Raw genomic sequence first — 24,398 nt, 5'->3', positions numbered from 1 at the left:
ACCATTAGAGCTTGAAATAGAAGAAGGCCATCAGAAACCCTGCAGCTGACTGCTCAGGTTTCTGATGGCCTTCTTATGTGCAAAGGCACGGCCCTCGGGAGCTGTGCCTTTGCTATATATAAATAAAAGTCCGGTTTCTATAATACAGATGCCTGATGGAAAAGCTGATTTCTAAACTGCTTACCGGACCTTTAACGCTGGCGCTGTATTAGAACGATACAGCAGCGGATTTTGCAGCTTCCAGACCTTTGGCAATGATCTCAGCGGATTGCTGCGGGTTCTGGTTGTGTCCTTCGATGATTACCTTGGTGATATCTTGAACGCCCCAGAAGTTCAGGAGGCCGCTAACGAAGTTGACAGCCATTTCAGCACTTGCAGCAGGACCTTCGGAGTAGATGCCGCCTCTGGCGTTCAGAACAGCTGCTTTTTTGTCGGTCAGGAGACCTACAGGACCTTCAGCAGTATATTTGAATGTGGTACCTGCCTGGCTCAAATAGTCAATGTATGTGTGCAGTACAGCAGGAACAGTCATGTTCCAGAGCGGGAATCCGAATACAACTTTATCAGCTGCAACGAATTGATCCAGATATTTCTTAACAAGTGCAGCACCGGCAGCTTCTTCAGGGGTTGCTTCGTATCCTTGGGCTGCTTTGTAGATACCAGTGATCAGGGTATTGTCGTAGTAAGGAAGTTGTTCAGCGAACAAATCAAGCTCAGTGATTTGATCCTCCGGGTGGGACTCTTTGTAGCTGGCGAGGAAAGCGTTGTAAAGTTGAACACTGACAGCTTGCTCTGCAGGACGGTTGTTTGCTTTGATAAAAAGAACATTATACATTATGATTTCTCCTTAAATATATATTTAATATTAACTATCGATAATATAGCATTTAATATTTAGTTTGTAAATATCCGTCGAAACAAAAATTTTTTTTAGCGACAGGAATCCTCTTTTCTTTGCGGGGCTACCATATCTTCAGCTGCATGGAAACAATATGAAACAGAACATCAATATGTAGTGAATATGCGCCGACACCGGCCTTTTTTTGCCTTTTCGAGCTGAGTTTAAGGTTCCCGGGTCCCGGTTATATAGGTGTTACGAGGGGGAAGGGAATTATTTCCTAACCGCTCTTGCAGGGAATAGAATCTGGAAAAGGAGCGAATGACATGTCCATCGACCGGTTTATCATTAAGAAATTGGACAACTGTCACGAAGAGCAGACACGGCTGAATTTGGTGAAGTTGTTCAAGCTGCGGATTCAGAAGGCTGAAAAGGAAGAATACAAAAACCACCGGATAAGCTGATGCCTGCCGCTGACGTACAGCAACTCGGCCAACATATAGAGCGGAGCACCTTCTTTCTGCGTAAAGAGAGAGCGTGCTTTTTTTCTGCGCAAAAAAAATCCCTCTATCAATAGAGGGATAACGCGAGTGAATCATTTTCACTGTAACTGTGCAATATAGCTTCAGAGCCTTTAATTTCGATACTAATTAGTGAATTCAAACATTTCTGCAGAGCGCTTTTACCCTTCTGGATCTTGAGTTCAAGTGTACTGTTCAGGAGCCGGAGCACCTTTTGTGTAGGTTGTTTGTTTTCTGTAGTGAAGTAAACCGGTACCAGTTTGTTCTGAAATGTGATGAGCATTCTCATTTTGAAATCACCTCGCTACAAGTATTTCATGCTATGATCATACCCTTGATTTCTTAATTTTACCTTAAAATTAGCTTATGATAACATAAAGATTGCAAGTTTAGTAGGTTGGAGCATTTTATTGCTGGCGATTCCTGTGCTCCTGGGAATCCGGGAAGGAAATAGGGCTGTGAATAATAATGAGAAGGCATACTTGGGGCGTTTTCTGTTCCCTGAAGCTTTTGAGGGGAAGGAAGTATCGGATTTACTGCAAAAGGCAGTGTCTGCGGAACGGATATGCCGGTTGAAATACAGCGAGGGAGATCATACCCATGACCTTTGCCTGCAAGTACATAAAGAACGGACATGTATTTACAGCATTCACGATCCGGACTCCTTCGGCTATGAGCTTACGGAGCCCGGAAAGGTGAAGCGGGCATGCTATTACTTATTTAATTGTTTTGATTATACGGATTCAGTACCCACAAATCTGCCAGCTCTACAAATGTCCAAACGGAAATTCGAGGAGCTGAAGGCGAAGGCTAATTCTTGTACCTTGTATTTTTTAGCAGAATGCCTGATTGCAGAGACTGGCGACCTGGCCAATTCCGCACAGCTGGCCAGAGTATTGAAAAGCCCGACTGCGGACGGAGAATTAAAGCTATGTTCCCGCAGCAAGGGTGGCTGGACATTACAGCATGCCTGTTATATGGAAGACGCCGCCGGCGGCTGGCTGCTCCGGATGAGCAGCGTGTCCACTGAAGACTGGATGATTGCGATACCTGCCACCAAAGCAGAAGTATGCTCCGCGTTATGCCAGTGGATGTTATGTTCTTCGCATGCGGTTACTCCAGAATGACTGTTGTATACGGTGGAAGCGTGAGGGTTTCTCCTGTTAGTTCCGCTTCCCCCGGAAGGGCTTTTAAGATCTTGGAATAGGGTTTGCCCTTTTCTCCGTTCTGAAGATTGAGGGTTTGGGGCTTGCCTGTCAGATTGAGGGCGACCAGTACCTGCTGCCCGGCTGTAATACGTTCAAAGGCCATAATCCCCTCATTACCGGAGACGAAATCACGTATTCCTCCACTTTGGAGCGCCGGTACACTGCTCCGGAGTGCAATAAGCTGGCGATACCAGTCAAGCAACGAGCTACTTCCGTGCAGCTGGCTTTCCACATCACCACCCGGATTGCTGGCATTATTGCTGCTCTGCTCCCACGTAGTCTGACCCTTACTTTGCCCGTCCGCAGACCACTGCATCGGCTCACGAATCCCCTCATCCGGTTTCTGGCCTAACATGCCTATCTCTTCCCCGTAATAAATAAATGGATTACCAGGCAGTGTCAGCAGCATTGCTGCAGCCATTTTGGCATGGTCAGGATTGTTCCCGAGCTGGCTCATCACCCTGTTCTGATCATGATTGGTCAGAAAGATAGCATCCGTAAAGCTGCCCCCGGAAATCTGTGAATACAGCTTATAGGTACGCTCCAGGGTAAAAACAGCCCCGCTGTCTTTTTCCGTCTTGGCGGAATTGACCAGCGCCTCGGCCAGGCCAAAATTGAAGCCCGAGTCAAAGGCGTGGTCCAAATACGCACCAACAGAAACCGCGGAGTTCTCCCATACTTCTCCTACAATATAGGCTTTCGGGTTAACCTCGTTCATCGCTTTGCGGAATTCCTGCCACCAGGCAACGTTCTTTGCTGTTGTAGCAGCGCTTTTGTCAGACAAAAGATCTTCATAAATATGCTTGGCCGCATCCAGGCGGAAGCCGTCGACACCTTGTGTCAGCCAGAACTTCCCGATATCCTCCATTTCGCTCCGAACCTCCGGATTGTCGAAATTCAGATCCGGCATACCGTCCCAGAAAGTGCCCATGTAATGGCTGCCAAGCAGGGAGTGCCAGGGATTTCCGCTTCCGGCAGCACTGGTTCCACTAACCGGGCGGTTCTGATCTTCTGCCCAGACATAGAAGTCCCGGAATTTGCTGTCTTTATTCTTAGCGGATTCCACAAACCATGGATGTTCCTTGGAAGTATGATTGACAACCAGATCCATGATGACTTTAATTCCCCGTTTATGAGCCTCCTTCACAAGCTGCTGCATATCCTGTAGTGTCCCATAGTCCGGATTAATGCTCCGGTAATCGGTGACATCATAACCATGATAGCTGGGGGACGGATTAACCGGCATCAGCCAGATCCCGCCGATACCCAGATCATCTGTAGTGTCAGGATTTCCGTCATTTAAATAATCGAGCTTTTCGGTAAGTCCGCGCAGATCACCGATCCCATCGCCGTCAGAATCACTGAAGGAACGGACGAAAACCTCATAAAAAACGGTGGAGGGCTGTTCATCCACAGCAGTGCCGGAGGCTGAAGCTGACTTCGGGGATTGCGCCGGAGCTGCAGCGGAGCTAGGGGAAGGTGAAACCTGCGGGCTCGATACAGCGGTCCGGCTGCTGTTATTAAGATTGTCCTGCCCATTATTTGAGCAGCCTGCCAAGACAGCGGCAGCAAGCCCGGTCACAGCCAAAGAATACCAAATACGGCGTCCCGGGAGCCGGGTAAGATCAAGATTCATCTGCAAAAACCCCTTTTAATTAGTTTCTTCAATAATATGTATCATCGTAAGCGCTTTAATAATTATAGTAGTGGAATAATTGGTTTAGGTAAAACGTTTGCACACCCTTAAAAGTGTGAAATATCGTTAAATATGTCCAAATTCAAATAATAATCAGTGTTATTCGTCGGAATACATTGTTTTACTTCGATATAATCCGAATATGACTGTGTATTTCTTTGTGAATACCCGATGTCCAGTGGGAATTGGTTGATTGAACCCGAAATATGGCTGCAATTCATGCGCAAACGATATTATTTAACAGCTTTAACCATTCCATAGGCATGTGCATATGCTTTAGGTAAGGGCAAGAGACCCGGGAAGAAAGGAGAATGAAGGATGAAAAACAAGATACTGGCGCTCATGATCGTCATCTTGTGTTTTTCAGTGCTCGCGGGCTGCGGCGGAGAGTCGGCTGCGGTAAAGGTGAAGGTCGGCGAAGTTACCCGTTCTGTCTTTTATGCACCTGAGTACGTGGCTTTATCGCAGAACTTCTTCAAGGATGAGGGGCTGGAGGTCGAGCTGCAGACCATTCCAGGCGGCGATAAGACGATGACTGCCCTGCTCTCCGGAGCCATTGATGTGGCGCTGGTTGGATCAGAAACATCAATCTATGTATACCAGCAGGGAGCTGATGATCCGGTAATCAATTTTGCACAGCTGACCCAGCGGGATGGCACATTCCTGTTCGCCCGCAAGGCAGAAGGTGAATTCAGCTGGGATCAGCTGAAGGGGGCAACCTTCCTTGGACAACGTAAGGGCGGAATGCCGCAGATGGCTGGTGCGTTTACCCTGCAGAACAAAGGCATTGATGCCGGGAAGGATCTCACACTGATCCAAAATATTGATTTTGCCAATATCGCCGGTGCGTTCGCCTCAGGTACAGGGGATTACGTGCAGCTGTTTGAGCCGCAGGCATCCATATTTGAAAGTGAAGGGCGGGGTTCGGTAGTCGCCTCGTTTGGTGTAGAAAGCGGCTATTTGCCATACACAGTCTTTATGTCTAAGAAAAGTTACATTAATAAAAATAGCGACACCGTACAAAAATTCACAAACGCGATCCAGCGGGCGCAGCTGTGGGTGAAGGAGCATAGTCCTGAAGAGATCGCTGATGCGGTGCTGCCGTATTTTGATAAGACGGACCGGAATATCGTCATCTCTGCGATTAAGCGCTATAAGGAACAGGACACTTATGCAGTAAATCCGGTTATTGATGACAAGGAATGGAACAATCTGCTCGATGTGATCGAGAATGCAGGAGAACTGCAGGAACGTGTTCCAGCTGGCAAAATTGTCGATAACAGCTTTGCTGAGAAGGCTGAAGCCAGCATTAAATCAGGAGCAGCCAAGTAATTAGGTAGAAGCAGTGCTTACAAAACTACGCGTATGCTTCCGAAGCAAGATTTGTACGAAGATCAGTTAAGGGAGTATTGCTCACAAAACTACGCGTATGCTTCCGAAGCAAGTTTTGTACGAAGATCAGTCAAAGGAGCAGTGCTCACAAAACTTTTAGGAGGGGCTGATATGCTTCCAGTTGTGCAATTGAAGGGAGTAACGCACGCCTATCTGGGTGACCGCGAGGCTTCTCTTGCCATCGAGGACTTGAATCTGAACGTGGAAAAGGGTGAATTTGTCAGCCTCGTTGGACCGAGCGGCTGTGGGAAAACGACACTGCTGTCCATCATCGCAGGGCTGCTGCAGCCATCACGCGGCGAAGTCTCGGTCTGCGGACGGTTGATTCAGGGACCCTCTCCCGAGGTAGGATATATGCTCCAGCAGGATTATCTGTTTCCTTGGCGGACCATCCTTGATAACGCATTGCTTGGACTGGAGCTGACCGGAAACCTGAATGCTGCTTCCCGCTCAAAAACCTTGGAGCTTCTGGCGGACATGGGCCTTGCAGGCAAAGAGCAGGCCTACCCGGCCCAGCTGTCTGGAGGCATGCGCCAGCGGGTAGCACTGGTGCGCACACTGGCGACGGATCCGGGTCTGCTGCTGCTGGATGAGCCTTTCTCGGCACTTGATTACCAGATTAAGCTGCAATTAGAGGATCTGGTATCGGAAACCCTGCGCCGGCGCGGTACGACAGCGGTTCTAGTGACTCATGATCTGTCCGAAGCGATCGCCGTCAGCAGTAGAGTAATCCTGCTGCAGCGCAATCCGGGGCGGATCCGCAGAATTTTTGAGGTGCCTGAAGACATCCGCAGCACACCTCCGCTATACGCGAGGGATTTGCCCGGTTTTGCGGAGCTTTTTCATGAAGTATGGAAGGAAATGGAGCTGGCAGGGAGGGAAAGCCCGTGAAATCAGACGAAGTGAATGAGAATCCGGCTCCCCGGGAGCTGTGGCTGCAGCAGAAGCATCTGGATTATAAGAAGAAAAAACGGCATTGGCGCAGCAGGGTTATGGCCGTCCGCGGCAGCCTGCTAATCCTTTTCTTCCTTGTGTGGGAAGCAGGCGCCAGACTGGGCTGGATCGATGAGCTGCTGTTCAGCTATCCGACTAAGGTCTTCCGGCAAATCTGGGAGGATATGGCCAGCGGCAGCCTGTGGCCGCATTTAGGGATGACCGTAGGAGAAACGGTAGTTGGCTTCGTGCTGGGAACCTTGCTCGGCACCTTGCTGGCCGTCATCATCTGGTGGTCGCCCTTTTTATCGGCAGTGCTTGACCCGTATATGGTAGTGTTCAACAGTATGCCGAAAGTGGCCCTCGGGCCGATCTTCATCGTGATGTTCGGAGCCGGCTTTACTGCGATAGTAGTCACCACTTTATCCATAACGGTTATCATTACTACGCTGGTGGTTTATAACAGCTTTTGCAGTGTTGATCCCAATCTGGTCAAAGTCGTGCGTTCATTCGGGGCATCGCGTGTGCAGGAATTTTTCAAAGTGATCCTTCCGGCATCTTTTCCTACAGTTGTCTCTACGTTGAAGGTAAATGTGGGCATGTCCTGGGTGGGAGTGATCGTCGGCGAGTTTCTGGTGGCCAAATCGGGACTCGGGTATCTGATCATTTACGGGTTTCAGGTGTTCAATTTTACGCTCGTGATGTCGAGCCTGCTGATAATCGCAGCAGTTGCTACAGCAATGTACCAACTGGTCGTGTACGTGGAGAAGCTGCTATTGTCGAGGATTTGAAACTTATGTCATATTGTGTCTCCTTGCAAAATCTTGTACCATGTCTATATCTTACCCTGCAAAATGAAGCAAAACATTCAAGGAGAGGTATGTTCATGGGATTTCGGATTATCAAAACAGCGGCTGCCACGCTGCTGTCAATTCTGCTGGCAGCCGCCGCGGGTATACCTAATGCGCAAAGTGCCGGCCTGCTCGCGATTCTCGGGGTAGAAACAACGCGTAAAAGGAGTCTTCGAACAATCACGGCGCGTTTTTCCGCCTCGCTTGTGGGACTCTTAATAGGCTGTATTCTTTTTTATGTGCTGGGTTTTCATTATTGGGTGCTGGGGCTTTACGTTCTTTTCGGCTTTCCGATGATCGTCAAGTCGGGCTTCAAGGAAGGGATTGTAACAAGCTCTGTTATCGTATTCCGTGTGTTTGGACAAGCTGAGCTTTCCGTGCATGTCCTGCTCCAGCAGATTGAACTGCTGGCAATCGGACTCGGATCGGCCGGTCTTGTGAATCTGATTTATATGCCGGAGACTGGGAGTGTCATATCCGGTATCCGCAAGGAGGTCGACGGGTATTTTTCAGTGATTTTCAAACAGATGGCTACAACGCTGCGTGATCCTTCCTATTTGTGGGACGGCAAGGAGCTGATCGGTGCGAACGAGGCAGTGCAGCGGGGACTGACAGCAGCCTCACGAGAAATGGAGAATCATGTGATTCATCCGGACGAAGCATGGAATGTCTACTTCTATATGCGCAAGGAACAGCTGGAATCGATCCAGAATATGATGCAGCTGCTCTCCCAGGTCTACCGGCAGCTTCCGCATGGGGACATGGTGGCCGAGCTGTTCGACCAATTGAGCGGGGATGTGCTGGCGGAGGAATACACAGGCCGGACAGAACGGTTGCTGGAGGGAGTCGAGCAGGAGTTTCAGCAGATGGAGCTACCGGATACACGGGAGGAGTTCGAGGTCCGTTCTGCGATTTTGCAGGTATGCCGTGAGCTGGCGCTGTACTTAAAAATTGCCAAACGCCATAAAGTTCCGGTTGAAGTGAAGCCGGTGAAACGCCTGTCCTCCTTCAAGGGCAATTGGTAATACATACATAGTAGGAATTCAGAGACAGGTATTCACATTACTGTGTAAAATTACGATAAGATATATAGAAACAAAAAGTGAGTTTGAATCGTCCCCCCCTTCAGTTTTTGTTCCGTTAAACCGATTACTGTTATTGTTATTAGAAGCAATAGGGCTGAAGAAGTTCAATTCTGCAGATCGTTCGCTCACGTGAATTTCTGCTCTGGCAGGTGAGAACAATAAACAACATCAATAATGAACAATATCTTGGCAAGCAGCTTGTAGACAATCTATTCAATCATAAGGGTGTATTTGTTCTGCCCGCGAAGACACTATTAACCGGTGACCATATCCGTCTGATCAGCCAGCATAGAATTATGCTCCAGCCTCAGGATGTCGTTCAGGTGGATAGCGCGACCTTTTATCAGATTGCTGTAGATGATTGTACTGCTGCAATGGAGAGTATTTTTGAACAGCTGCGCTATAACAAAAGCAAACGTCTACCAATGATCGAGCTGAGAAATGAAGTTATTCCTTTTATCCAGCAGGTTAGCGAAAAGAACGATTTCTTTGGAATACTGGCTGCATTGCAGCCGAAGGACGATTATACATACAGACATAATGTGGCTGTCGGGATTCTGTCTACCCTCCTCGGCAAATGGCTTAAGCTTAAGCCGGAAGAGCTGGGTATGTTGACCATCGCGGCAACCTTGCATGACATCGGGAAGATCATGATTCCATCGGAAATACTGACTAAAGCCGGTCCGCTGGATGAGGAAGAAATGGCACTGATGCGGAAGCATACCACGTACGGATATGAACTGATCAGGGATACCGTAGGTACGAACCATCAACAGGCGCTTGTGGCCCTGCAGCATCATGAACGGATGGATGGCAGCGGCTATCCCTTTGGCGTACTTGGACACCGGATCACCGATTTCAGCAAAATTGTTGCGGTAACTGATATTTTCCATGCCATGACCTCCGAACGGTTCTACCGTCCTGCAGCGCCGTTATATGAGGTTTTGAGGCAGATGGAGGATAATGCATTCGGTAAGCTTGACCCGTATATTTGCAGTGTCTTTATTAATAAGCTGATGCAGTCCATGTTAGGGAATGATGTAGAGCTGACAGACGGCCGGGTCGGTAAAATCATTCTGATTCTCGCCCATGACCCGCTGCGTCCGCTCGTTAACATTGAGGAGGATTTCATTGATCTGAGCAGGCACCGGGATCTGGGGATTGTGCGGGTCATTCCGCAGTAATTCTTTAAAAGGTCTGGTTCCTGGAACGAATCTAGGAAAGCAGCTTGTACGATGAAGTAAGGATAATTGAAGTTTCAATAGGCATCAGCGCTCCCGAGGATGGGGGTGCTGATGTTTTTTTATAAGCAAAACCATTTGAACTAGGTATCATAACCGGGTGATTTCAGCAATAAAATGAACTATGAATCTTATAACGGGGCGGATGGAGGGCTTACCCAAATTTATTTCTACTCTAACAATCAACAAATGCCCAGAACGTGCATACACTTGATAGTGAATGATTGTATGGAGGAGGTTTAAAGATGTCATTAAGCCATAAACGTCAAACAAGGGAGATCATTACGAAGGCAATTTGCGGCAAAGGTCGTAAGTTCTCTACAGCAACCCATACCGTGACTCCGCCACATCATCCGACTAGTATTCTGGGGGCTTGGATCATTAACCACCAGTACGAAGCGGTTGCCGCCGGGAACGGAATCGAAGTAATTGGTACTTACGATGTAAACATCTGGTACTCGTATGACAAAAACAAGCAAACCGAGGTAGCCAAAGAAACGGTTTCCTACGTGGAGCTTATTCCGCTGTCATACCTGGATCCGAGACACCGTGCTTCCACGGTTGAGGTCTCTGCGGAGGCAACGCAGGAACCAAACTGTGTGGAAGCAGGAGTATCACCAGGCGGCGGAAGTGTTACGCTCCGTGTGGAACGGGAATTTGAGGCGGAACTGGTGGCTGAGACCAAGGTCCGTGTGTATGTCAGTGATCAGGCCGACGATCTGGAAGACAAAGATTATGATTTCGATGGTGAAAGCTTCGATTATGATGATCTGGACCCTGACGCCCTGGATGATGAGCTGTAAGGAAGGAAGGCGCCGCCGCCGGCTGAATACTGATGGGTTATGGTCCATTATATGTAAAGAGGGCGGCGGCGAAGAGGGCGAATGCCCTCCTTTTTTAATTTTATTTCTGTACAGGAAATACCGGAAGGTATGAGGTCAGGTGGATGCCTCTGATGATTGCCTTGAGGCTGGCGAGGGGCGGTGTCCACTGGGCTACGGCAAAAGGACTGAAAAGCATGAGGAAGCGGTGGGGGTTAGAGTTGGTGAATGAAGGGTGTTGCGGAGGGGAGTTTGAGGGGGGATGAATGGGGCATTGGTGGGTAGGAGTTAGTTGAGGAATGAATGGGGCGATGGCGGGAGGAGTTGGGTGATGAGTGAATGGGGCAATTCAGGAAGGGATTATATGATGAGTGAATGGAGCGATAGCGGGGATGAGTTAGGTGGCGAGTGAATGGAGCGGTGGCGGGAGGAGTTAGGTGATGAGTGAACGGAGCGATGGTGGGAAGGAATCAGATGGTGAGTGAATGAAGCGATTGTTAGAAGGATTCAGCGGATGATTCGGTAAGAGAGATTACGGGAAGGAGTCAGGCGATGAATGAAGGGCTTAACGTGTTCGTCGGGTTAACGCCGGGTCAGCGGGAAGCCAGACTGCTGCGCTGCGGGCTCCAAGCGGCAATGAATCCTGCTGTAAGGGCAAAGCCGAGGCAAGCGGAGACTGGTAATTCTAATAAAAAGGCAGTAAATACATATGGTTCTGAACCAGTGAGCATTACGTATAAACAGCGTTACCGGGTTAGTGTGTTTAATCTTGAGGTAATTCAGCTCCAGTCACTAGGTACAGGACAGGCTATGAGAAAGGACCGGCATAGCAGCGGTCGTCGAACCGCTACTGAGCGGGAGACAGTCAATGCGGGATTCGCAGACGGAGACGGGCTTGGGAATGTAGCAAGCGGCTTTGGCACTTGGGAAGGCGAGCAGGAGGGGAGCAGTCTTCCGGTCATGCGGCGCGGAACAGCCGGATTGCTGCGGGGAACTGCGATCCGCGCACTTTACAGCTTGGGGCTGGATAGTGGAGAGGTGTGGTTAACCGCTATGGGCGACCGGCATTATGCAGTAGAGGATGTTATTCCGCTGCTTAACACACCCGGCCAGCCGCTGCCGGCGCCATTCCAGGCCCCTTCCCGGGCGCTGGCCTTGGCACTGGCCCGGGAGCAGCCCGGCCGCCCCAGTCTGCTGATGGGCATGGACCCGGAGTTCCTCCTGCTCCGGGGAAGCTCCGGCCGCGTCGTGCCCGCGTCGCGGTTCCTGCCCCTGGATGGCGTCGCGGGCTGCGACGCCGGGCCTCCGGGAACGCAGGGCCTGTTCCCGGTCGCTGAGCTGCGCCCTGCGCCGCGCGGGGAACCGCGCGCGCTGCTGGCGCAGCTGATGTCCGCCGCCCGGGCAGCGGACCGGCTCGTCGCCGACCGCTCGCTAAGCTGGCGTGCGGGAGGGATGCCGCTGAGAGGCTGGGCCCTCGGCGGCCATCTGCACTTCAGCGGCGTGACGCTGACGGCGCCGCTGCTGCGCGCGCTCGACAACTACCTCGCGCTGCCGCTGATGCTGCTCGAGGACGCCAGGGCGACTGCCCGGCGTCCGCGATACGGAGTGCTCGGCGATTTCCGGATTCAGCCGCATGGCGGCTTTGAATACCGGACCCTGCCGAGCTTCCTGGTGTCCCCGGTCATCGCCAAAGGCGCGGTCTTCCTGGCTCACCTGATTGTGAGCCGCTACGAAGACCTTGCGCTGCGCCCGCTCGACCGGGAAGACCTGCATGCCGCTTATTACAGCGGCAACAAAACCCCGCTGCGCGCAGCTTTTATCCCGCTGCAGGCGCAGCTGAGGTCCCTTCGCGGCTATGCGCAGGCCGCCCGGTATATTGAACCGCTGCTGGAGTACATCGCAGCAGAACGGACATGGGATGAGTCACGCGACATCCGCATGTTGTGGCAGGACAAACAGACTGAATGAAGAACATGTGCCGCCAGCGTGAGAATCAAAGGTACTTATCCCTCTGATTTACTCACAAAGCGCGCCAGCGAGAGAATCAAAAGTATTTATCCCCTTGATTTGCTTACAAAGCGCGCCGCAGCCAAAATCAAAGGTATTAATCCCTCTGATCTGCTCACAAAGCGCGCCGGAATCGATTCAAAGGTCCTCAGCGCTTATCTTTTTTATTTGTCCCTGTAAACAAATTATAATGGCGGATTTAAATACATCATCGTCCATGAGCCGATATCGCGGAAGCCCAGCTTTTTGTAGATCAGGCCGGCTTGAGGATTATCGTAGAAGAGGCACAGGGATTTGCCTTCGGCCAGCATATCGGTACACAGCTGAGTCATTAAGCGAGACGCAAGTCCTTGACCCCTGTATTCCGGATGGGTTGCTACAGCAACGATCATTGCCGACAGGGAATTCTCTGCAGCGGTGGATGCTGTGGCAATAATCTTCCCGTTCTGCTCCACGAAATAAGTTCGGCCCGTGCCGCTTTCTAGCGTTTTGTGCAGACTTTTCCGCGAATCGTCAGGTCTGCTGAGAAATTCATCGATCTGGTCTGTCAGTGTACAGATGGCATCAACATGGTGTAACGCCGCCTTTTGGATGTCAATCGAAGCATCTGCAGCGGGGCGGGTAACGTCTCTCAATTCCTTCAGCTCCGCGAAGTACATTTGCTTTTCCTCCCGGATATTCATCCGTCCTCTAAAAGCCTGCACAACATCTGCAGCTCCGGAAATCATTTCAGCCCCTTTATTCATGCGAATCAGCCCGGCAAAGCCGTCAACATCAAATGGGCCCTCGGCATAAGGCAGATAACTGTTATAGTAACGGAGGAGGATTGCTTTTAGCGGACCCTCCGCGGAATCACATTCGCCCCACAGCTCCATAAACTCCTGATCAAAGCCAAAATTCTCCACGTCCCCGATAATATACAGGTTGATTGCCGGATTGCGTCCGACGAGTTCCATCAGCCGTGTCCGGTCAGCTTCATGCAATTTTCGAATCATCCAAATCCTCTCCTTGTCTGCGTTAGAAATTGTCTCTGTCCATAATCTTACATTATAATGTATGGACTGGTCATCTGCCTGGCGCCTTTTGCTTACCGGACTACTGGTAATAATGGTTAATGATTTGGCAGAGTAACTTTGCTATGCGAGTTTCTGGTATAATAGAGAATACAGAAGAATTTGCATGGAGGTTAACAATGGCAAAATATACGCCGATGATCGAGCAATATTTAAAGGTAAAGGAAGGGGCGCAGGACGCATTCCTTTTTTTCCGGCTGGGCGATTTCTATGAAATGTTCTTTGATGATGCGCTTCTTGCCTCGAAGGAGCTTGAGATAACGTTAACCGGCCGGGAGGGCGGCGGTGATGAGAAGATTCCGATGTGCGGGGTGCCTTATCATGCAGCCGAAGGTTACATACAGCGTTTGATTGAAAAAGGCTACAAAGTCGCGATCTGCGAGCAACTTGATGATCCGGCTGTAACCAAAGGTATGGTGCGGCGCGATATCGTCCGTGTGGTGACACCGGGGACCGTTATGGACGGGAAGATTATTACGGATAAAAGCAATAATTATCTCGTGTGTGTCACTGAAGATGACGGAATGATGGCGCTGGCTGCCTGCGATCTGACGACAGGGGAGCTGTACGTAACGTCTGTTCTGTCAGGAGCAGAGTGGCTGCGTGACGAGATTGGTATTTATGAACCGGCGGAGATTATCGGGGATGCCGCGCTGCTGGAGCAGCTCCGTAGTGAAGCATCATTGCTGGCCAAGCCTGTAGTGTACACTCCTTGGGATAAACGGGAAGAGGAATTAGCCCGCCGCCAGTTTGGTGAAGCGGCATGGGTGCGCCTGGAAAAGGAGCGGGGCAAGTGTCTGGCGCTCCTGATCTCCTATTTAAGCGAAACCCAGCGCCGTTCGCTCGGCCAGCTGAGCCAGATTTCGCCTTATGAGCCTGGGAATTATATGATTCTTGATCCGTTTACCCGCCGAAATCTGGAATTGACCGAGACTGTGCGTGAACGCTCCAAAAAAGGCTCGCTGCTCTGGCTGCTGGACCGCACCGAAACCTCGATGGGCGGCCGTCTGCTGCGCCGGAGAATTGATAAGCCGCTGCTGCAGCGTGCTCCGATTGAGCGGAGGCTGGAAGCAGTCGATTATTTATATAATCAGTTTATCGTACGTGAAGATCTGCGCGGAGCCCTCAAAGAGATTTATGACCTGGAACGATTGGTCGGACGCATTGCCTTCGGCAGTGCCAACGGCCGCGACATGAACGCACTTAAGCTGTCTTTGGCACAGATTCCGGCACTCAAGGACATGTGCCTGACTTCCGGGTCGGCGACGCTGCGGGAAATCGGAGCCTCCATGGATGAGTGTGCCGAGCTGCGTGATGATATTGATATGGCGATTGTTGAAGATGCACCCGTGTCAGTGCGTGACGGCGGGATAATCCGGACAGGCTACCATGAGCGTCTGGATGAGCTGCGTGAAGCCAGCACGAGCGGCAAACGCTGGATTGCTGAACTGGAGGCGAAGGAGCGGGTCGCGACAGGCATTAAGTCCCTGAAGATCGGCTATAACAAAATCTTCGGCTATTATATTGAAATCACCCGTTCCAACCTATCTTCGCTGCCTGAAGGCAGATATGAGCGTAAGCAGACGCTGGCTAATGCCGAACGCTATGTTACACCGGAGCTCAAAGAGAAGGAAGCCTTAATTCTGGAAGCACAGGATAAGATGACAGATCTGGAATACAGTCTTTTTACCGAACTGCGTGACCGCATTGCCGCACAAATTCCGCGCCTGCAGGCCCTGGCCGAAAAAGTCGCGGAAATCGATGTCTATCAATGCCTCGCAGCGGTCAGCGCCGAGCATCGTTTTGTTAAGCCTAAGCTGTCGGACGGATATGACCTGCGGCTGGAGGGCGGACGTCACCCTGTTGTGGAGGCGGTGCTGAAGGATTCAGCCTTTATTGCTAACGGCAGTACACTCACCAAGGACGAAGGCAATATTCTGCTGATTACCGGACCGAATATGGCTGGTAAAAGCACATATATGCGCCAAGTAGCGCTCATCTGTATCCTGGCGCAAATCGGCTGCTTCGTGCCGGCAACGAGTGCTGAGGTGCCGTTGATTGACCGAATCTTTACCCGGATTGGAGCAGCGGATGACCTGATCGGCGGGCAGAGCACCTTCATGGTGGAGATGGCTGATATTCAGGTCATGACCGAAAAAGCAACCTCGCGCAGTCTGATTATTATCGACGAGCTTGGGCGGGGAACTTCGACCAGCGAGGGGATGGCGATTGCCCAGGCGGTTATTGAATACGTGCATGATACGATTGCCTGCAAAGCGCTTGTCTCGACGCATTTTCATGAGCTGGCTCATCTGGAGGAGAGTCTCCAGGGGCTGAGCAACTATTCAATGGCTGTTCAGGAAAGCGGCGACAAAGTGAACTTCCTCCGCAAGCTCGTACCTGGAGCGGCTGACAGCAGCTACGGCATCTATTGCGCACGGCTGGCAGGACTGCCTGAAGGCATTATTGACCGGGCATACGGATTACTCCAAAGCATTGAGCAAGCGGCACCTCCGGGCAGCGCAGTCCTAAATTACGGTGCCGGTTACGAAGAACGGGGCTTGTCTGGCGAAGTTAGAGAAGTTCAGCAATCTTTAGGCCATCCGAAGGCAAGCTCTGCTGCGCCAGCAATGGATGCTCTGCGAACAGAGAGTTCACCTTCTGCCAATGCAGCTCTTTCCGGCGGTACGGCTTATGCCGAGGCAGCGGTTTCGCTGGCTTCCTTTGAAGCTGCACCGGGACAGGAAGTGGTCCAGCTGTCGATTTTCGGGGAAGAAGAGCCGCGCAAGAGCCGGAAGGGCAGTGTGGAAACTGCAGCTGTGCCTGCAGCGAAGGAGAACCCTATAGTGAAGGAGCTGGTCGCTGCCGTGCAGGGCGCTGACCTCATGAATATGACTCCGCTTCAGGCTATGAGCCTGCTGAACGAGCTTAAATTGAAAGCAAAGGGCCTATAATAGTGCGGCAGACGCCGGATTAAAATCCGCGGCTAATTCCAATATTTGATAGTCATAACTTCAATCTATATAACCGCGAGGTGAACGATTCATGGCCAAAATTCATGTGCTGGACGAGCATATTGCCAACCAGATTGCTGCCGGAGAAGTGGTAGAGCGTCCTGCTTCTGTTGTAAAGGAGCTGGTAGAAAATGCGATTGATGCCGGAAGTACCCGCATTGAAGTTACGGTAGAAGAGGGCGGCCTGCAGAGTATACGGGTTAAAGACAACGGCTCAGGCATCGAGCCTGAGGATTGCGAGACCGCCTTTTACCGCCATGCAACGAGTAAAATTGCCAATGGCCGTGATTTGTTCCAGATCACCAGCCTCGGGTTCCGGGGCGAAGCACTGCCCAGTATTGCGGCCGTGTCAAAGGTATCACTGCTGACCGCAAGCAGCGATGACGGTAAAGGCGTAGTGATCGATATCGAAGGCGGTAAACTGATCCGCAATGAAGATAATCCGTCCGGGAAGGGCAGTGATCTGGCTGTACGGGAATTATTCTATAATACCCCGGCAAGGCTGAAATATATGAAGAGCATCCAGACAGAGCTGGGGCATATTTCGGATGCGATGTACCGGATGGCCTTGGCACATCCGAATATCTCCTTTACGCTGCATCATAATGGCAACCAGCTGCTGCATACCCTCGGCAACGGTGATCTGCTTCAGGTCATCGCTGCTGTCTATGGTACATCCGCAGCTAAGGCGATGCTGCCGGTAAGTGCAGAAGATCCGGATTACCGGATCTCAGGCTATATCAGCCGGCCGGAATGGACCCGTTCCAACCGGAATGCGGTCACCACGATTGTGGGCGGTCGTTATATCCGCAGCAACGGCCTGAATGCGGCGATCCTGCGGGCATATCATACACTCTTGCCGATCAACCGTTATCCGCTGCTTGTGCTGCAGCTTGATATGCATCCGTCGCTTGTCGATGTCAACGTGCATCCGGCGAAGCTGGAAGTCCGCTTTAGTAAGGAAAATGAGCTGTATGCCTTTGTTGAACAGGAGCTCCGCAAGGTTCTGCTCGGTCAAAGCCTGATTCCCCGCCCTGGTAAGGAAGTGCTCGGCGGGAAAGGCAGCAGCTCCTTCATTCAGGAGCAGTTTGCTTTTACCAAAGGAACTATACCGCAGCCACCGGAGTCTGCCGTAGGAACTCCAGTAGTACAGGATTTGCCTGGCCCTGGAGGAGAGACATATCCACGTGTATCCGGCGGCGGCTTCGGCTCCCCGGCTGTGAGCCGTGGCGGCGCAGAGAGCAATGCGCCGCTGTTTGGCAGCGCCCGCGATCAGTGGCCCGGAGCTGTACAGGCCTTCCAGCCTCAGGCCAGGGAGAGTGCGTCTGCCTATAACGGCAGCTATCCCCAGAACCCTGCGCGTCCCCGGACAAGCGAGGGCGGCGGCAGCTACCGTCAGCCGGCAGCCATGCCCGGGCGAGGAAACCTGCCTGCGGCAGAGGAGTTATACGCCCCTAGCGGTAATGCCGAACCCGGTCTTCCGCAGTTTCCTGAACTGAACTATATCGGCCAGCATCACGGCACCTATATCATTGCCCAGAATGACAGCGGGCTGTATCTGATTGACCAGCACGCTGCACATGAACGGATTAACTACGAATATTACTATGAGAAGTTCGGTCGTCCAGAGGATGCCTCGCAGGAGCTGCTGCTGCCTATTACTCTGGAGTTTACACCATCGGAGAGCCGCCAGCTCAGTGAGCGGCTTCACTGGTTCCAGCAGGCTGGCGTCTATCTGGAGCATTTCGGCGGCCAGACATTCCTGGTCCGCTCTTTGCCTTACTGGTTTCCGGAGGGGGAAGAAAAGGCGCTGGTAGAAGAAATGGCGGAATGGGTACTGGGCGAGCGTTCGATTGATCTGGCGAAGCTGCGCGAGAAATCCTCCATTCTCTGCTCTTGCAAGGCTTCCATTAAAGCTAACCAGAAGCTGACGGAGCCGGAAGTCGAAGCGCTTCTCTCAAGGCTGGCAGCCTGCAAGCAGCCTTATACCTGCCCGCATGGACGCCCGATCGTTGTATCCTTCTCCGCCTATGATTTGGAGAAGCTGTTCAAACGTGTTATGTAGTAAAGATTAAGAAGGCAGGCAGATCGGAGGCAACATGATTATAACAACGGGCTTTGACCCGATACCGGAAATTGTTCAGCGGGCTGAAGGCCTGGCTGAGCATACCGGCACAAGCTTTGCGCCGCGGGGCAAAATGTCCATGAAGAAGCTGGTAGAGCGGTACGGGGATGAGCAAATCCTGGTAGTGCTCCAGGAAGCAGTCCGGCTGATTACGCCGGGAATGCCGCCTATGGAGTTCCATCCCAGCATGGGCTTTGTCCGGGCGAAACGGATTTTGAAAGGCGAACCTGATCCCATGATCGAAGCTGCAGGAATGCAGCCGGGAGACAGTGTGTTGGACTGCACCGCAGGTCTTGGCAGTGATTCACTTCTGTTTGCGGTGCATGGAGGCGCAGATTCGGCTGTAACAGCACTGGAGAGCTCACTGCCGCTCTATGCCCTGCTTCTTGAAGGCATGAGGCACTATACCTCTGGACAGATTAAAGTAAATGAAGCGCTGCGGCGTATCCAAGTGGTGCACAGCGAGCATTTACAGTATTTACGCGCTCTGCCGGACAATAGCATCGATATTGTTTATTTTGACCCGATGTTTAGGGTTCCCCTGATGGACTCCTCGGCGATCTCGCCGCTGCGCCAATTTGCCAACACGGCAGCCCTTTCGGCCGAGAGTGTCGCAGAAGCGGTCCGGGTAGCCCGGAAAACCGTCCTGCTCAAGGAGAAGGCATTAAGCGGCGAATTTGCCCGGCTCGGTTTCGAGGAGCTGCTCCGGGGGAGCGCTAAAATATCGTACGGGGTGATACACATTGACAACTGAGGCTAAACATAAAGTACTGGTGCTGCTGGGGCCGACGGCAGTCGGCAAAACCAGGCTGAGCCTGGAGCTGGCAGCGGCTTATAATGCCGAAATCATATCCGGAGATTCCATGCAGGTGTATCGCGGGATGGACATCGGGACAGCTAAGATCACCACCGCTGAAATGAAAGGTATTCCCCATCATCTGATCGATATTCATGATCCCGAGGATGCCTATTCAGCAGCAGAATTTCAGGAGCAGGGCAAAAGGCTGATAGAAGAGATCAGTGCCAGAGGCAAGCTGCCCTTTATTGTTGGCGGAACGGGGCTGTATATTGAGTCTCTGTGCTACGGGTTCCGCTTCTCTGAGGCAGTTGCGGATGAGGCGTTCCGGAGTGAGCAGGATGCGTTTGCTGAAGAGCACGGGGCAGAGGCGCTGCATGCCCGGCTTGCTGCCGTAGACCCGGACAGTGCTGCCCGGCTGCATCCCAATGACCGACGCCGGATTATCCGCGCGCTGGAAATTCATCACCAGACCAAGGTCACCCTTTCCGCTGCCCAGGCAGATCAGAAGAAGGAATCCCCGTACGAGCTGTGTCTTATAGGTCTGACTATGGACCGAAAGATCCTCTATAAGCGTATTGAGGACCGCATTGACCAGATGCTGGAACAGGGGTTAATCCAAGAAGTGCAAGGGCTGCTCGACAAAGGCTACAATAGAAGCCTGGTATCGCTGCAGGGCCTGGGATATAAGGAAATAGCGGCTTATCTGGCAGGAGAGCTGACGCAGGAAGAGGCAGTTACATTGCTTAAACGCGATACCCGCCGGTTCGCCAAAAGGCAGCTGTCCTGGTTCCGTCATATGAAGGAAATCCAGTGGATTGAAGATTTTAATGAACAGAATTATGCGGAGAATCTTGTGAAAATACATGAGATTATCTCCCGCCGTTTTGAGGGTACGCTTTGATACAATAATTATTGCTAATATAGTCTGCAGCTTTAAGATGCCTGTGAAGTGTGTGAATGTGCACTTTAAGGCATCTTTTTTTGTTTTTAGCAAAATAGGTTCAGTAGTATCTTTATTTCTCTGAAACTTGCCTAGCACTAACAATTAACTTTTTTAATAGAATGCTATTGGAATTCATAATTGTAAGGAGGCGGGCACAGGATGCAAAAGCGAAGTTCAACTATTAAGCAAAAGCCTAAATACCCCAAACGGGCTCAGCGGCATGTGCATGAATTTGAAGGCAGTACGAAACTGGCCGAAGAAGGCGCGGACCGGCATAATCATCGCTTCGCAGGAATTACTGGGCAAGCCATCCGGGTCGGAAACAGCCATGTTCATGAAATTGATTTCAGCAAAACGGATTTTGCCGGCCATTTTCACAACCTTAAAAAGATCCGGACAGGACCGGCAATACCCGTAGGCAATGGTAAGCACGTTCACTTTGTCACAGGACAGACCACACTGAACGACGGGCATGTCCATCCGTTTAATTTTGCAACGTTGATCCAGTCTCCGCTTATTTAACCTTTGCATGGAGCCCCGCCTGTCCAAAGACAGGCGGGGTTATTGCCTTTTCAGTAACAACCAAAAGCGGCGAGATTGACGGGAAGGGGCCGAAGATTTAACATATACATGAGAGAACAGGCTATGATCACACGATTGTACACATCGAACAAACCAGTCCGCACTATTTACTTAATTGATGTAACTGCATGTTACGTGGTATAATAGCAGGAAAGTTTCTCTCAGGTGTTGAATATACTTCTGAACAATCTAATTGAACCATTGGGGGTACGTCATATGAACAAGTCCATTAACATCCAAGATACGTTCTTGAACCAGCTGCGTAAAGAGAATATCCCTGCTACAGTATATTTAACCAACGGTTTTCAAATCCGGGGAATCATTAAAGCGTTTGACAATTTTACAATTGTCATCGACAGTGACGGGCGCCAGCAAATGGTGTACAAGCATGCGATCTCGACCTTCACACCGCAGCGCAGCGTCTCTTTGATGCAGGATAGCGGTAACGAAGAATAACATTTACTGTTTTAAAGCGAAACTTTTTTGTTTATAAACCGTTTGAATAGAGTGCGCGAGAGCAACCTGCGAAGGTTGTTCTTTTCATTCGTGCCGACAAATTTGAAGATATTTCCGAAAGGGAGTCAGGAGGCAGCATGTCCAGAGACGAAATATCCAGGACGAACAATAGAAACAGACAACAGAACCAGTCGAATTCCAAAGGGAAGTCTAAGAAAAAGAAAAAGTTTCTAACCAAGAAACGTGTGCTGTGGAGTTTATTTTTTGCAATGGCGCTGGCGATTTTTTGTGCGCTTGGAGGCTACCTGTTCATCATGCTTAACGGCCAGAAGTTGTTGAATGAGAATCAGGACAAACTAACGGTGAATCCGCCAACGCAAATTTTTGACCGGAATGCGAACCTGATCGGAGAGCTGTCGCTCGAGAAAAGCGATCCGGTCGAATACGAGGACATTCCGGAGCAGGTGGTTAACGCCTTCGTTGCAACAGAGGATAAACGGTTCTTTGAACACAAAGGTGTAGATTTCTGGTCGATCGGCCGCGCAGCCGTAAAGGATATTGCAGCCCGCAGTATGGTGGAGGGCGGCAGTACCATTACCCAGCAGCTGGCCAAGAATATCTTCCTTACACGCGATAAGACCTTTTTCCGTAAAGCAACAGAGGTATCCATTGCTGTAGCTTTGGAGAATACAAAGACCAAACCTGAAATTATCACGATGTATCTTAACCGTATTCCCTTCGGCGGAACGGTGTATGGCATCAAGGCAGCGTCGATTCGATATTTCGGCAAGAGTAACCTTAAGGATTTGGAATTGTGGCAGATTGCAACCCTGGCAGCGATGCCGAAGGGCCCTTCCCGCTACAATCCGCTCCGCAATCCTGAGCTCTCCAAAGAGCGCCGGGGAGTAGTCCTGCAGCTCATGTATGATCAGGGTTATATCACCAAGGAACAGATGGATGAGGCTAAAGTGGTGGATTATAACTACAAGCCGCCGGAAAGCAAGCAGCGTTATCAGGCATTTATTGATTTTGCAATTGATGAAGCAGAAGAGAAATTCGGACTGACAGAGGACGATTTGAACATCGGCGGTTACAAAATCTATACCACGATGGATAAGCATGCCCAGGAAACCGTGGAGGATGCTTTTGCCGACAAAGATAACTTTGAGGAAAGTGTGGACGATGAGCTTGTACAGGGCTCCATGACCATCATCAATCAGGAGAACGGCAGCATTGTCGCCCTGATGGGCGGACGTAACTATGAGAAAAAAGGCTTCAGCCGTGTTAACGGCAGCCGTCGTTCTCCGGGTTCTTCCTTTAAGCCGATTGTTTCTTACGCACCGGCACTTGAATCAGGCAAGTTTACAAGCGAATCCATGCTCAGCAACGAGAAACAGTGCTTCGGTACCTACTGTCCGAACAACCTGCACGGGTACTCGTCAACGATCAGCATGAGCGCGGCGATTACGAAGTCAGAGAATATTCCGGCGGTCTGGCTGCTGAATGAAATCGGTGTGAATACCGGCTTCCAGTTTGCGAAAAAACTTGGTATTAATCTGAGTGACGATGATAAGAATCTGTCGCTCGCGCTCGGCGGAATGAGTAAAGGGACGAATACACTGGAAATGGCCCAGGCTTACAGTTCCTTTGCAAACGGCGGGGAACTGAGGGGAGCATACTCGATTAAGTCGATTGCCAACAGCGATGGAGAAACGGTATATAAAGCGAACACAACCCCTGAGCGGGTAATGAGTGAGAATACAGCCTACCAGATGACCCAAATGATGCAAGAGGTCGTCACAGACGGAACAGGTAAAAAAGCAAAAATTAACCGTCCGGTTGCCGGTAAGACCGGTACCACTCAAAGCGGTTATGAAGGAATCAGCTCTAACCGTGACGTCTGGTTCGTCGGATATACGCCGGAATGGACCGCAGCTGTCTGGATGGGGTATGACAAGCCTAACAAGACCCACCTGCTTAAGAACAGCAGCCCGCTTGCTGCCGCCTTCTGGGGGAAGGTGATGGAAGAGGCGCTGGAGGGAGTCCCAAGCAAGTCCTTCCCTACACCTGAGGGTGCGGTGAAGACTGAACCAACGGCAACACCTGAAACGGTGCAGCCAGTGAACGGCTTAACTGCAGCTTATGACCCATCCACGATGACCGTTAACCTCAGCTGGGAGCCTGCGCAGACGGAAGGTGTGGAATACCGCATCTACCGCCGCGAGACTTCAGAGGCTGATTATAGTCAGTTACTTAACACGATGTCTTCCAGTGTAGGCGATATCAGCGCTATGCCTGGATTAACGTATGAGTATTATGTGACAGCTTACTATCCTGAACTGGATACGGAAAGCGAGCCTTCCGGAGCTGTTACTGTTGCAGTACAGGATGAAGCCCCTACAACGGAGCCGGAACCGACGCTTGATCCCAATCAACCGACAGATAACCCTGGTAACGGTGAAAATAACGGGAACGGGAATGGTGCCGGAAACGGTGTTCCTGGCGGCAATAACGGCAACGGCAATGGTAATGGTAACGGTGGAGGGAATGGGAACGGCAATGGTGCAGGGAATGGAGCCGGAAACGGCGGAGCACCTACAAATTCCCCTGAGAGTACTACCACCCCGCCTCCAGCCACATTGGCACCGACTGCCACTCCGGTAGTTACACCGGGCAGCGGCAACGCCGGGCCGGATGACAGTACCGAGGCAGGAACGGATCCGGCAGCTCCTTTGTAGAATTAGGAAGAACAAGTATTAGAATGGTTTTTGCCAGTCAGGCATAATTCCGGCGGCCGTACCTCTGAATCTTTG

20 protein-coding genes are annotated in these 24,398 nt (G+C 51.1%); 16 read left to right on the top strand and 4 right to left on the bottom strand.

The annotated features are described in order from the left end of the window. Nucleotides 1–208 precede the first annotated feature (208 nt). A complete protein-coding gene (locus L6H70_RS05395; protein ID WP_236330586.1) occupies nt 209–835 on the bottom strand; it encodes an FMN-dependent NADH-azoreductase in 627 nt (208 codons plus the stop codon). A 329-nt stretch (nt 836–1,164) separates the two neighbouring features. Between L6H70_RS05395 and L6H70_RS05390 the strand changes: the two genes are divergently transcribed. Further along, nucleotides 1,165–1,302, top strand: a complete 138-nt coding sequence (locus L6H70_RS05390) for a hypothetical protein (RefSeq protein WP_236330583.1) — start codon at nt 1,165–1,167, stop codon at nt 1,300–1,302. Between the two features lie 106 nt (nt 1,303–1,408). Here the strand turns inward: L6H70_RS05390 and L6H70_RS05385 are convergent, their stop codons facing one another. After that, nucleotides 1,409–1,648, bottom strand: a complete 240-nt coding sequence (locus tag L6H70_RS05385) for a hypothetical protein (protein ID WP_036687997.1) — start codon at nt 1,646–1,648, stop codon at nt 1,409–1,411. 169 nt (nt 1,649–1,817) lie between these two features. On the opposite strand from L6H70_RS05385, the gene L6H70_RS05380 reads away from it, so the two are divergent. Further along, on the top strand, nt 1,818–2,486 hold the full coding sequence (locus L6H70_RS05380) for a hypothetical protein (RefSeq protein ID WP_236330579.1): 669 nt from the start codon (nt 1,818–1,820) through the stop codon (nt 2,484–2,486). Here L6H70_RS05380 and L6H70_RS05375 read toward each other — a convergent pair. After that, entirely contained in the window at nt 2,473–4,203 is a 1,731-nt protein-coding gene (locus tag L6H70_RS05375) for an alpha-amylase family glycosyl hydrolase (RefSeq protein ID WP_236330576.1), read from the bottom strand. The genes L6H70_RS05380 and L6H70_RS05375 overlap by 14 nt on opposite strands. A 378-nt stretch (nt 4,204–4,581) precedes the next feature. Here L6H70_RS05375 and L6H70_RS05370 point away from each other — a divergent pair, with 378 nt between their 5' ends. From L6H70_RS05370 to L6H70_RS05340, 7 genes are all read left to right on the top strand, one after another. Further along, a complete protein-coding gene (locus tag L6H70_RS05370; RefSeq protein WP_236330573.1) occupies nt 4,582–5,595 on the top strand; it encodes an ABC transporter substrate-binding protein in 1,014 nt (337 codons plus the stop codon). A gap of 171 nt (nt 5,596–5,766) precedes the next feature. After that, entirely contained in the window at nt 5,767–6,546 is a 780-nt protein-coding gene (locus tag L6H70_RS05365) for an ABC transporter ATP-binding protein (RefSeq protein WP_236330570.1), read from the top strand. Then, nucleotides 6,543–7,379 carry an ABC transporter permease gene (locus L6H70_RS05360; RefSeq protein WP_236330568.1) on the top strand — a complete coding sequence of 279 codons (837 nt, stop codon included), beginning with the start codon at nt 6,543–6,545 and terminating at the stop codon, nt 7,377–7,379. Before L6H70_RS05365 ends, L6H70_RS05360 begins: the two co-directional genes overlap by 4 nt. Before the next feature lie 95 nt (nt 7,380–7,474). After that, on the top strand, nt 7,475–8,464 hold the full coding sequence (locus L6H70_RS05355) for an aromatic acid exporter family protein (protein ID WP_236330566.1): 990 nt from the start codon (nt 7,475–7,477) through the stop codon (nt 8,462–8,464). 209 nt (nt 8,465–8,673) lie between these two features. Further along, nucleotides 8,674–9,708 (top strand): HD-GYP domain-containing protein, encoded by a 1,035-nt coding sequence (locus tag L6H70_RS05350; protein ID WP_236330563.1) that lies wholly within the window; start codon nt 8,674–8,676, stop codon nt 9,706–9,708. A 302-nt stretch (nt 9,709–10,010) separates the two neighbouring features. Further along, a complete protein-coding gene (locus tag L6H70_RS05345; RefSeq protein ID WP_054940911.1) occupies nt 10,011–10,568 on the top strand; it encodes an outer spore coat protein CotE in 558 nt (185 codons plus the stop codon). Nucleotides 10,569–11,138: 570 nt separating this feature from the next. Further along, nucleotides 11,139–12,554, top strand: coding sequence for a putative amidoligase domain-containing protein (locus tag L6H70_RS05340; RefSeq protein ID WP_236330558.1), 1,416 nt, complete (start codon nt 11,139–11,141; stop codon nt 12,552–12,554). A gap of 224 nt (nt 12,555–12,778) precedes the next feature. Here the strand turns inward: L6H70_RS05340 and L6H70_RS05335 are convergent, their stop codons facing one another. Next, the gene (locus tag L6H70_RS05335) at nt 12,779–13,588 is read right to left on the bottom strand and encodes a GNAT family N-acetyltransferase (protein ID WP_236330555.1); all 810 of its coding nucleotides are present in this window, start codon (nt 13,586–13,588) and stop codon (nt 12,779–12,781) included. Nucleotides 13,589–13,785: 197 nt separating this feature from the next. On the opposite strand from L6H70_RS05335, the gene mutS reads away from it, so the two are divergent. The 7 genes from mutS (at nt 13,786) to L6H70_RS05300 (ending at nt 24,323) form a co-directional block, all read left to right on the top strand. Continuing rightward, nucleotides 13,786–16,620, top strand: a complete 2,835-nt coding sequence (gene mutS / locus L6H70_RS05330; protein ID WP_236330552.1) for a DNA mismatch repair protein MutS — start codon at nt 13,786–13,788, stop codon at nt 16,618–16,620. Between the two features lie 91 nt (nt 16,621–16,711). Then, nucleotides 16,712–18,745, top strand: coding sequence for a DNA mismatch repair endonuclease MutL (mutL, locus tag L6H70_RS05325; RefSeq protein ID WP_236330549.1), 2,034 nt, complete (start codon nt 16,712–16,714; stop codon nt 18,743–18,745). 34 nt (nt 18,746–18,779) lie between these two features. After that, entirely contained in the window at nt 18,780–19,559 is a 780-nt protein-coding gene (locus tag L6H70_RS05320) for a class I SAM-dependent methyltransferase (RefSeq protein ID WP_236330547.1), read from the top strand. Continuing rightward, nucleotides 19,549–20,505, top strand: a complete 957-nt coding sequence (gene miaA / locus L6H70_RS05315) for a tRNA (adenosine(37)-N6)-dimethylallyltransferase MiaA (protein WP_236330542.1) — start codon at nt 19,549–19,551, stop codon at nt 20,503–20,505. Before L6H70_RS05320 ends, miaA begins: the two co-directional genes overlap by 11 nt. A 201-nt stretch (nt 20,506–20,706) precedes the next feature. Beyond that, entirely contained in the window at nt 20,707–21,069 is a 363-nt protein-coding gene (locus tag L6H70_RS05310; RefSeq protein WP_236330538.1) for a YmaF family protein, read from the top strand. Between the two features lie 276 nt (nt 21,070–21,345). Next, nucleotides 21,346–21,585 carry an RNA chaperone Hfq gene (gene hfq / locus L6H70_RS05305; RefSeq protein WP_054940907.1) on the top strand — a complete coding sequence of 80 codons (240 nt, stop codon included), beginning with the start codon at nt 21,346–21,348 and terminating at the stop codon, nt 21,583–21,585. A 137-nt stretch (nt 21,586–21,722) separates the two neighbouring features. Then, the gene (locus L6H70_RS05300) at nt 21,723–24,323 is read left to right on the top strand and encodes a transglycosylase domain-containing protein (protein ID WP_236330536.1); all 2,601 of its coding nucleotides are present in this window, start codon (nt 21,723–21,725) and stop codon (nt 24,321–24,323) included. The last annotated feature ends 75 nt before the right edge of the window (nt 24,324–24,398 follow it).

The sequence above is a fragment of the Paenibacillus auburnensis genome, from assembly GCF_927798115.1.
GTDB lineage: Bacteria > Bacillota > Bacilli > Paenibacillales > Paenibacillaceae > Paenibacillus_AQ > Paenibacillus_AQ auburnensis.
Note: the sequence above shows the minus strand (reverse complement) of the source record. Positions and strands in the feature narration are given on the sequence as shown.

Coding starts and splice junctions, on each gene's coding strand:
- L6H70_RS05340 (WP_236330558.1), top strand. CDS start 11,139: ATGAATGAAGGGCTTAACGTGTTCGTCGGGTTAACGCCGGGTCAGCGG.
- L6H70_RS05395 (WP_236330586.1), bottom strand. CDS start 835: ATGTATAATGTTCTTTTTATCAAAGCAAACAACCGTCCTGCAGAGCAA.
- L6H70_RS05365 (WP_236330570.1), top strand. CDS start 5,767: ATGCTTCCAGTTGTGCAATTGAAGGGAGTAACGCACGCCTATCTGGGT.
- L6H70_RS05385 (WP_036687997.1), bottom strand. CDS start 1,648: ATGAGAATGCTCATCACATTTCAGAACAAACTGGTACCGGTTTACTTC.
- hfq (WP_054940907.1), top strand. CDS start 21,346: ATGAACAAGTCCATTAACATCCAAGATACGTTCTTGAACCAGCTGCGT.
- mutL (WP_236330549.1), top strand. CDS start 16,712: ATGGCCAAAATTCATGTGCTGGACGAGCATATTGCCAACCAGATTGCT.
- mutS (WP_236330552.1), top strand. CDS start 13,786: ATGGCAAAATATACGCCGATGATCGAGCAATATTTAAAGGTAAAGGAA.
- L6H70_RS05335 (WP_236330555.1), bottom strand. CDS start 13,588: ATGATTCGAAAATTGCATGAAGCTGACCGGACACGGCTGATGGAACTC.
- L6H70_RS05355 (WP_236330566.1), top strand. CDS start 7,475: ATGGGATTTCGGATTATCAAAACAGCGGCTGCCACGCTGCTGTCAATT.
- L6H70_RS05390 (WP_236330583.1), top strand. CDS start 1,165: ATGTCCATCGACCGGTTTATCATTAAGAAATTGGACAACTGTCACGAA.
- L6H70_RS05320 (WP_236330547.1), top strand. CDS start 18,780: ATGATTATAACAACGGGCTTTGACCCGATACCGGAAATTGTTCAGCGG.
- L6H70_RS05310 (WP_236330538.1), top strand. CDS start 20,707: ATGCAAAAGCGAAGTTCAACTATTAAGCAAAAGCCTAAATACCCCAAA.
- L6H70_RS05345 (WP_054940911.1), top strand. CDS start 10,011: ATGTCATTAAGCCATAAACGTCAAACAAGGGAGATCATTACGAAGGCA.
- L6H70_RS05375 (WP_236330576.1), bottom strand. CDS start 4,203: ATGAATCTTGATCTTACCCGGCTCCCGGGACGCCGTATTTGGTATTCT.
- L6H70_RS05370 (WP_236330573.1), top strand. CDS start 4,582: ATGAAAAACAAGATACTGGCGCTCATGATCGTCATCTTGTGTTTTTCA.
- L6H70_RS05300 (WP_236330536.1), top strand. CDS start 21,723: ATGTCCAGAGACGAAATATCCAGGACGAACAATAGAAACAGACAACAG.